The organism is Pseudomonas sp. (assembly GCF_028293835.1).
In the GTDB taxonomy this organism is placed as follows: Bacteria; Pseudomonadota; Gammaproteobacteria; order Pseudomonadales; family Pseudomonadaceae; genus Aquipseudomonas.
In genome coordinates, this window is the sequence record NZ_JAQGNX010000177.1 from 1 (window position 1) to 8,489 (window position 8,489).

The window sequence follows — 8,489 nt, forward strand, 5'->3', positions numbered from 1 at the left end:
CCGGCTGCAAGTCTTCGCGCTTGAGCAGCACCGTATTGCTCAGGCGTTCGGACAGCTGGCGCGCGGCCTGCAACGGGGTTTCAACGGCTACGTCGTAAACGCGCGAGGTGAGGATTTTTTTGACGTAATGCTTGAGCAGGTCGGTGTCGCGGGGCGGTGGCATGTCTGACTCCTGGTACGAGCTGTGTGGCCCAGGAGACGGAAGAACAACCCGCCTCGTGGGCGGGTTTGGTGCAAACGTCGGCTAACCCGCCATGACTGGAATGGCGGTAATAATAATCTGGCCGACGAAATGCTGAGTTGAATTCATGGTCGGAAGGTATTCCGGATGGGGCAGGGGAGTCAAGCGCAGAGACGGTGTTTGCTGCACGACGGGCGTCCTTCTACAGGTTTTGTGTTTTGTTGGGGGAGGATTCACTTCTATCACCCCAAACATTCATTTATCCGTCACACGGGCACTTTAAGGTGAAGCTCGTGGTCAGTAATTGGCGACTTCAATTCAATAAAAAAGGATGAACCCTGTGGATGACTATCAAGAAGAACTGCTTGAATACCGTGCTTCGGAACTCGACCCGGTAGAACCGGCCGACGACGCAACCGAGCTGTAAGCGTCAACCGGCTTGACGTTGGCTGCGGCGGAACTCCCCTGGGGTTTGCCCGTTCCAGCGCTTGAACGCACGTTGAAACGCCTCTGCAGAAGCAAAACCCAGCAGATAAGCAATTTCACCGAAAGCCAGTTCGGTGTCGCGGATATAGGTCATCGCCAGATCCCGTCGGGTGTCGTTCAGAATTGCCCGAAACTGCGTCCCTTCCTCAGCCAGCTTGCGCCGCAACGTCCACGTAGGCAGCTTCAGTCGTGCTGCCACTTCCTCCAAATCCGGTTCTCGACCGCCATTCAACAACGGCCCCAGCAACTGAGTGATGCGCTCACGCAAACTCCGGGTGCGGGTCAGCTGCTCCAACTCCTTTTCACACAACACCAGCAAATGCCGCCATGTGCTCGGGCAATGATCGGGATTGCGTAGCCCAAGGTTCTCCTGGTTCAGCCGCAGCTGATTAAACTCTGCGCCGAAAGTTACTGAATGAACGCTCAGCTCTCGGTAGGACTCGACGTAGGGTGGTTCAGCAAACTCAATGTCGATTTTCTCCGCAAGCAAACGGCAACCCGCCAGGCTCGACAGCTGCTGAATCCAACTGGCCAGAATCGAGTCGACGACGAAGCGGTTATAAGCGTTGTACGGACTGATGGAGTAAAAACGCAGCCAGGCGCCTTGGGCGTCTTCATGGAAGCTGGATTGCCCGCGATAGTTGGAGCCATACAGCGCTTCGAAACGAATCAGGCAACGTGCCGCTTCGCGGACAGTAGGGGCTTGCGCGGCCGTGACACCGGCCAGTCCCGCTTGGCTGATGCGGCTCAGCCGGCCCATGCGCAAACCCAGTCCCGGATCGCCGGTCAGTTGAATGGCCGCATGCCCCAGCCGCATGTAACGCGGGATCGACAAGCGCGCACCAGGCTCCGCCAGCCGCGCGGGATCAAGCCCGTATTGATCGAGCAGCGGCTCCGGGTCTTGGCCGTAACTGCCCACGGCGTCCGCCAGGCTGTGAACAAAGCCCACCGACAAATCGCCTAAACGCACCTGTGGCGCTTTCATCGCCTTACAGCCACAGGTTGATCAAACGGGCGCTGTGCCCTGGCTGATCGTCACTGATTTGCTCGGCGCCAGCCAGACCACGGCGATTGGCAAAACTATGGCCGGAGCTGCCTCGGTCCCAGAACTGGCCACGCATGAACACACTGACCCCGGCATGGGCGGTGCTGCCCGGATGTGCGCCGGTCAATGTCAGCCGGTGCCAGGCTTCTGCTTCAGACGTTTCTCCCGGCTTGAAGTTGATGTCGGCGGGAGTCGATGCGCTGCTAAACCCACGCCATGGCTTGGACCACCGATCATTTCCGACCACGAAGGCTGGAACGGCGATCAACTCTGCGCCTTTCTCGTTCAATTGGGCGTAATTGCCCGGGTACCAACTGTCGCTGCCGATCAATACACCTAACCGTCCTGCGGGGGTGTCGACCACATTCAACTCGGCCGTGGGCGCGGGATGGATATAGTCGCGTTCGGCGAAGCCCGGGTACAACTGGCGCTGCGGCTGACCGATGGGCAGGCCGTCAGTACCGAACACCACACTGCTGTTATACAAAGCACCAGCCCCGATGTGCAGTAGGCCGTTGTTGACGCTGGGGTCCGGCAACACAATCGAGCCCGCCACCAGGGTCACGCCGAAGGTCTTTGCCAGGCCACCAAACAACATCTGGTAATCATTGGCCATGGCCTGCGCTTTCATTCTCAGGTAAGCGTCGTCAATACGGTTGCGGCCTTTGGCCTGAATCAGCGCGTGAAGAAATTGCAGCGGGTTACTCACCGACAGCCAGGTCATGGCTTCCTTGAGCGTGGTCGATTGATACAGCTGATCCTTTTCGCCGCTGGCAAACAGCCACGTACCCACATGTTCCGGCAATACCACAATGGTTTTGTCGTTGATCAGCCCTTGATCACGGGCTTGCTGCAGATAAGCGGAAAGCTTGCGTTGCAGGTGTTCGCGGCTTTGATAATCGCTGGGCGACAGTTCCGGTTGAATACCCAGCAAGTTGCCGCGCTCGCCCGGTTGGCCTTCATTCACCGTCAGTTGAATACGCAAATCGGAAAGGTAAAGACTCACGGGACGCTGCCCGGTCCAAAGTGCGTAGCTGATGACCATCGCGATCAGCAACAGGCCAACAATGACATTAAAGGTTTTGCGCAAGGGGGACACAAAGGCAGCCGTGTGCAGGGTTTGGCGACTAGGGTAGGGCGCGCGACGGCGATTGCCAAGCCTCGCTGTACGATTGAATCAATAAGTTGTCACTTTCAGTCATTGAGTGTGGTCCTGCAGCTCTTTAATGTCGGCATCATGAACAGGTCGTGGTGAGCGTGGCATCCCAGGGTGTTGACCCTCCGACCTGAATAAATTGACGGCGATCCCATTGAGGACCTCCGCATTCCGTGACGACGCTTGATGGAGTCTTTATGTCCGCCGCCCTGTACCCGCATTTGCTGGCCCCACTGGACCTCGGTTTTACCACCTTGCGCAACCGCGCCCTGATGGGGTCGATGCACACTGGCCTTGAGGAAAAACCCGGCGGATTCCAGCGTATGGCGGCTTATTTCGCCGAACGCGCGCATGGCGGCGTCGGGCTTATGGTCACGGGGGGGATTGCCCCTAATGATGAAGGCGGGGTGTATTCCGGCGCGGCCAAACTGACCACGCCAGAAGAAGCAGAAAAACACCGGATCGTGACCAAGGCCGTGCACGAGGCGGGCGGCAAAATATGTATGCAGATTCTGCACGCTGGGCGTTATGCCTACAGCCCGAAGCAAGTGGCCCCCAGCGCGATTCAGGCGCCGATCAACCCGTTCAAGCCTAAAGAGCTGGACGAGGAAGGCATCGAAAAGCAGATTCAGGATTTTGTGACCTGCTCGACCCTGGCCCAAAGCGCTGAATATGACGGCGTTGAAATCATGGGGTCGGAAGGCTATTTCATTAATCAGTTTCTGGCCGCGCACACCAATCACCGCACCGACCGTTGGGGCGGCAGTTACGAAAACCGCATGCGCCTGCCGGTAGAAATCGTTCGCCGCGTGCGTGAGGCGGTCGGGCCGAATTTCATCATTATCTACCGCCTTTCGATGCTTGATTTAGTGGCCGGCGGCAGCGTCTGGGAAGAAGTCGTGCAACTGGCACTGGCCATTGAGCAGGCGGGCGCGACGATTATCAACACCGGCATCGGCTGGCACGAAGCACGTATTCCGACCATTGCTACCAAAGTTCCGCGGGCGGCGTTTAGCAAAGTCACTGCCAAACTGCGCGGCTCGGTGAAGATTCCGTTGATCACTACCAACCGCATCAACACCCCGGAAGTTGCCGAACGAATCCTCCGCGAAGGTGACGCCGACATAGTGTCCATGGCGCGGCCATTCCTGGCAGACGCGGATTTCGTCAACAAAGCGGCGGCGGGTCGTAGCGATGAAATCAACACCTGTATCGGCTGCAACCAAGCCTGCCTCGACCATACCTTCGGCGGCAAACTTTCCAGTTGCCTGGTTAACCCCCGTGCGTGCCACGAAACAGAACTCAATTATTTACCGGTGCAACAGATCAAGAAGATCGCAGTCATCGGCGCCGGCCCTGCGGGATTGGCGGCGTCCACGGTAGCTGCCGAGCGCGGGCATCAGGTAACGCTGTTCGATTCGGCCAGCGAGATTGGCGGGCAGTTCAACATCGCCAAGCGTGTGCCGGGAAAAGAAGAATTCGCGGAAACCCTGCGCTACTTCACGCGCAAGCTGCAAACCACTGGGGTTGAGGTGTGTTTGAACACGCGGGTGGCGGTCAACGATTTGGTGGGCGCGGGCTACGACGAGATTATTCTGGCGACCGGCATTGCCCCGCGCACGCCGGCGATTCCCGGCGTCGAGCATCCCATGGTGTTGAATTACATCGATGTGATTCTGAACCGCAAGCCGGTGGGCAAAAGCGTGGCAGTAATCGGCGCGGGCGGGATTGGCTTTGACGTCTCGGAGTACCTGGTGCACCAAGGCGTTTCCACCAGCCTTGATCGCGAGGCCTTCTGGAAGGAATGGGGCATCGATATAACGCTGGAAGCCCGTGGCGGCGTGGCCGGAATCAAGGCCGAGCCGCATGCGCCTGCGCGTCAGGTGTTCCTGTTACAGCGCAAGACCTCCAAAGTCGGTGACGGTTTGGGGAAAACCACCGGCTGGATTCACCGCACCGGCCTGAAGAACAAGCACGTACAAATGCTCAACGGCGTCGAATACCTGAAGATTGACGACGCAGGCCTGCACATCCGGATAGGTGAAGGCGAAGAGCAACTTTTGCCTGTGGATAACATTGTTATCTGCGCCGGACAGGATCCGTTGCGCGAGCTGTACGACGGGCTGGTCGATGCCGGGCAGAGTGTGCACTTGATCGGCGGCGCAGACATTGCGGCTGAGCTGGATGCGAAGCGGGCTATCGATCAAGGCTCGCGGTTGGCGGCTGCGTTGTAAGCGCCATAGATAACCCAGACGACCCGCTTTCTGCGGGAGCCAGCGTGTTGACGAGGCGACGTACCTGACTCACCGCGTCAGCGTCTCGCCAACACGTTATCTGCTACAGGGGATGTGTCTCCCCAGACGCTTATCTGTAAACTCCAACCCCATGTTCCCGCTCATCCCCACCCCACCCAGCGCACCCCTTGAACGCTTGCATCTGCCTTGGCTAAAGCATGCGGGTATTGAGGTGGCGGTGTTGCGGCTGGATTTGATCGATCCACTGATCTCCGGCAACAAGTGGTTCAAGCTCACCCATCATCTGGCTGCCGCCGCAGAGGCCGGTGCCGAGGGCGTGATCAGTCTCGGCGGTGCACATTCAAATCATCTCCACGCGTTGGCTGCTGCCGGTAAGCGCTTTGCTTTCCCGACGGTTGGCCTGTTGCGTGGACATGCGCTGGACACGCCGACGGTCAACGACTTGATGGCGTTCGGCATGCAATTGCACTGGTTGGGTTACGCCGGTTATCGCGAACGCCACGCGCCGGGTTTTTGGTTGCCATGGCAAGAACGTTACCCGCATTTGCACCCCGTGGCCGAAGGTGGCGGTGGATTGTCGGGCGCCTTGGGCTGTGGGGTATTGCTGACCCAGGTACAGGACCAGCTCAGCCAATTGGGTTGGCCTGATTATCATGCCTGGTGGCTGGCGGCAGGAACCGGCACTACATTGGCCGGGCTTGTGCTGGCCGAAAAGGGCACGCGCCCGGTGTACGGCGCCATGGCCGTGCCGAAAGATCACGGTGTGGCTGAAAATGTCGCGGCGATTCTTGCACCGAGCGGCTTACAACAGCGCTATCACTTGATCAATGCCAGTCGTGGCGGTTTCGCCAAAATCGATCAGCATCTGCTCGACCTTATCGCCACTAGCGAAGCCGAAAGCGGTCTGCCGCTGGAGCCGTTGTACACCGGCAAAGCCTTATTGGCGCTGCATGATCACGTGGCAGCGGGATTGTTTCCTTCCGGCACGCGGTTGGTCTTCGTGCATACAGGCGGATTGCAGGGGCGTCGAGGAATGGAGACCAGAAGACATTCTGTCTTATGATTTGAAGCCGGTTTCAACGATTTGCACCTCAACATAATGCTGAATCAGCGAAATATGTGGCTCTTTCTGGCGCAGTTCTCTAAGCGTTTTACTCATGCGCAGCAGCTTCTCGCTGGGCTTGGCCCACTCACTTTCCGGCAATGGTTCCGACCATGCTTGCATGGTGTCGGGCACGGCGGCGCGGCCAATGCTTTTGATGCGGCGGATTTCCCATTCGGTGAGGTGGTTGGGTAAAGTCCAAAGGGTCATGACGTGGTACAGGTACCACCAGAACGGATAGCTCCAGCCCACTTCACCCGCTTCGCGTCGACGACGCATACGTTCCCGGGCGTTGTAGAAAGTGTGTACGCCTTCGTGAGGCGGGTCGTCCGGGCCTTGCAGATCCAGCGGATCCTGTATCTCCTTGAGTGTGTGAACCTCATATTCCATATAAGCGCGGATGGCTTCCCAGTTACAGATCGCCAGCTCAAAACCGCCACACTGGAATTCCAGGGTGTATTGCTGATCGTGGGGCGGGTGGTAGAAGCCGATGCCCATGGCGTAATGGAGGTTGGCGCCGTATTGGCTGACAGTTTGAGATTGGATGACCCATGCAGATAGGGACTCCCATGGGACGAAGATCGGTTCGGTTTGTCCTGCGGGGACGAAGCAGACTTCTCGGCGTTGGCGGTTGAAGCGGGCAGGGATTAGGGTTTCGTATTTGGCTAGGTTGTTGAAGGTGATGATAAGACCGATTACTAAATTAAAGCCACTGGCCCAAGCACCGGTTTCGATACTAAGCGGCATCACATTACGAAACATCCAAATTTCATCAGACAGGCTCTCGCCGAGTGCAAGTCCCAACATGCCTCCAATAAGCGGCAATAGGAATGCACAGAATATAAAAAAACTGAACGGGCCTCCTAGTACCACCTGCCAGCCAAAAACAGCCGGTGTGCCCACCCCCAAATCCATATACGTCTGATTTACACCGCCTACGGCATTTCCATAATCCTGAGCGGGCCGGTCCGTAGGCAGAGGGACGGGAGACAAATAGCTAACTTGTCCGCTCGGAAATGACTCGATCATCCCGGCATATGGTTTTGAGTTGATTAACGGAGAGGTATCCATGGCTGACTTGGCCATATCAATCCTCCTTCTGCGATAGTTCGAGAGATTTAACCAATATGAAATTGCACTCTCCACCTTGGGGTTCCAAGTGGCTGTCGGCTAGCTGTTCGGTTGAGCCATAAAGGGAGGCACGAAGGTGATAGACATTCAGCTCGTAGTTTCCGTCTTGTGGGCGCAGGTCACCAAACATGGCTGTGACAACTAGATCATCCTGCTCTGTAGCGGTAGGAGGACTCCAGTCAGCCGGGACCTCTAACTCTAGAATCAGCGGGAATGCCTGAGCTATCTGGATATTGTCGAATAGCGAGTCCGTCACTATCGACCAACGATCGACCTTGCGACCTTTTGTAGTATGTGTGCGCACTTTATAGGCGCCGATCTTGAGCATGGTTTTGGCGGCGCTGCTGTGCAGGGGGTTCATCAAGTCGTCGCTAGACGTCATGGGGAAGTGCAGACGCACACGTCTCGATTGAATGCCCTGATCATTCTTTAGACTCAACAGGACTTCGATCTTGGGTGCTTTGACTTGGGTGTGAAGGCGTTTTTGAAACTCTTCTATGGTTTGCCACAAACGCTGCTTCGGAAACTGGCTCCAAGGGGTTGTCTGTAGCCAGCGGTCGTGGCGGCTGAGGTCGTTACGGTTGTAGAACCAACTGCCAGACAGCTCCAGTGCAGTAGATAAAACTCCGACTACATTCACTCGGAAAAAAACTGTTGAAAGGCGGACGCCCGCTGTTGCCCAGGCAGCTAAACGTTTCTCAGGCTGTAACGCTACGGCCAGAACGTTTTTGCCAGCGATAACTGTCTCACCAAGTCCATAGGCATTACTAAACATAAATCCACTGTTGCCCATCATGCTTAACACGGCTCCAGCTTGCGCGGCGCTATTGCCCTCGCGTGCTGCGTTTAGCCATTTGCTGTGTAAAGACTTTAAACTCAACGCTGCCGCTGCCAAACCAGCGGAATATCCAATTATCCCCAAGCCAATATGCAATTTCCCCATTTGTACATGTACTCCCTTTAACTCTCCTCCTTTCAGATTTTTTGCCAACTCCGATGCATGAGCACTTAAGGCGGTATCAGCTATCCCCTGCGCTGCTCCAAAGCCGGCCGCAGCCGTGGTCAAAAGGGAGCTCAAATAAGGAGTCTTAACCTTTCCCTGATCCGGTTGAGCCATGACTTCCTTTCGCACC

7 protein-coding genes and 1 pseudogene are annotated in these 8,489 nt (G+C 56.8%); 2 read left to right on the plus strand and 6 right to left on the minus strand.

From position 1 onward, the window contains the following. The 4 genes from JWR17_RS24270 to JWR17_RS24285 all read right to left on the minus strand — a co-directional run. Positions 1-139 (minus strand): hypothetical protein (locus tag JWR17_RS24270; RefSeq protein ID WP_299835598.1); only part of this gene is annotated, 139 nt, incomplete at its 3' end. Positions 140-244: 105 nt separating this feature from the next. After that, positions 245-370 (minus strand): hypothetical protein, encoded by a 126-nt coding sequence (locus tag JWR17_RS24275; protein ID WP_299835588.1) that lies wholly within the window; start codon positions 368-370, stop codon positions 245-247. 241 nt (positions 371-611) lie between these two features. Then, positions 612-1,652, minus strand: coding sequence for an AraC family transcriptional regulator (locus JWR17_RS24280; protein WP_299835589.1), 1,041 nt, complete (start codon positions 1,650-1,652; stop codon positions 612-614). A 4-nt stretch (positions 1,653-1,656) separates the two neighbouring features. After that, complete coding sequence (locus JWR17_RS24285) at positions 1,657-2,757, minus strand: nitrilase-related carbon-nitrogen hydrolase (protein ID WP_299835600.1); 1,101 nt, start codon at positions 2,755-2,757, stop codon at positions 1,657-1,659. A gap of 308 nt (positions 2,758-3,065) precedes the next feature. Between JWR17_RS24285 and JWR17_RS24290 the strand changes: the two genes are divergently transcribed. Both JWR17_RS24290 and JWR17_RS24295 read left to right on the plus strand, forming a co-directional pair. Then, on the plus strand, positions 3,066-5,102 hold the full coding sequence (locus tag JWR17_RS24290; protein WP_299835592.1) for an NADPH-dependent 2,4-dienoyl-CoA reductase: 2,037 nt from the start codon (positions 3,066-3,068) through the stop codon (positions 5,100-5,102). A gap of 151 nt (positions 5,103-5,253) precedes the next feature. After that, positions 5,254-6,186, plus strand: a complete 933-nt coding sequence (locus JWR17_RS24295; protein ID WP_299835593.1) for a 1-aminocyclopropane-1-carboxylate deaminase/D-cysteine desulfhydrase — start codon at positions 5,254-5,256, stop codon at positions 6,184-6,186. Here the strand turns inward: JWR17_RS24295 and JWR17_RS24300 are convergent. Both JWR17_RS24300 and JWR17_RS24305 read right to left on the minus strand, forming a co-directional pair. Then, a complete protein-coding gene (locus JWR17_RS24300) occupies positions 6,181-7,311 on the minus strand; it encodes a hypothetical protein (RefSeq protein WP_299835596.1) in 1,131 nt (376 codons plus the stop codon). The two genes, JWR17_RS24295 and JWR17_RS24300, sit on opposite strands and share 6 nt — an antisense overlap. A gap of 1 nt (position 7,312) precedes the next feature. Then, positions 7,313-8,489, minus strand: a pseudogene (locus JWR17_RS24305) (hypothetical protein); the annotation flags it as partial.

Bases quoted from the DNA above. Each gene is read 5' to 3' on its own strand.
- JWR17_RS24280 (WP_299835589.1), bottom strand. From the start codon at position 1,652: ATGAAAGCGCCACAGGTGCGTTTAGGCGATTTGTCGGTGGGCTTTGTT.
- JWR17_RS24285 (WP_299835600.1), bottom strand. From the start codon at position 2,757: ATGGTCATCAGCTACGCACTTTGGACCGGGCAGCGTCCCGTGAGTCTT.
- JWR17_RS24290 (WP_299835592.1), top strand. From the start codon at position 3,066: ATGTCCGCCGCCCTGTACCCGCATTTGCTGGCCCCACTGGACCTCGGT.
- JWR17_RS24295 (WP_299835593.1), top strand. From the start codon at position 5,254: ATGTTCCCGCTCATCCCCACCCCACCCAGCGCACCCCTTGAACGCTTG.
- JWR17_RS24300 (WP_299835596.1), bottom strand. From the start codon at position 7,311: ATGGCCAAGTCAGCCATGGATACCTCTCCGTTAATCAACTCAAAACCA.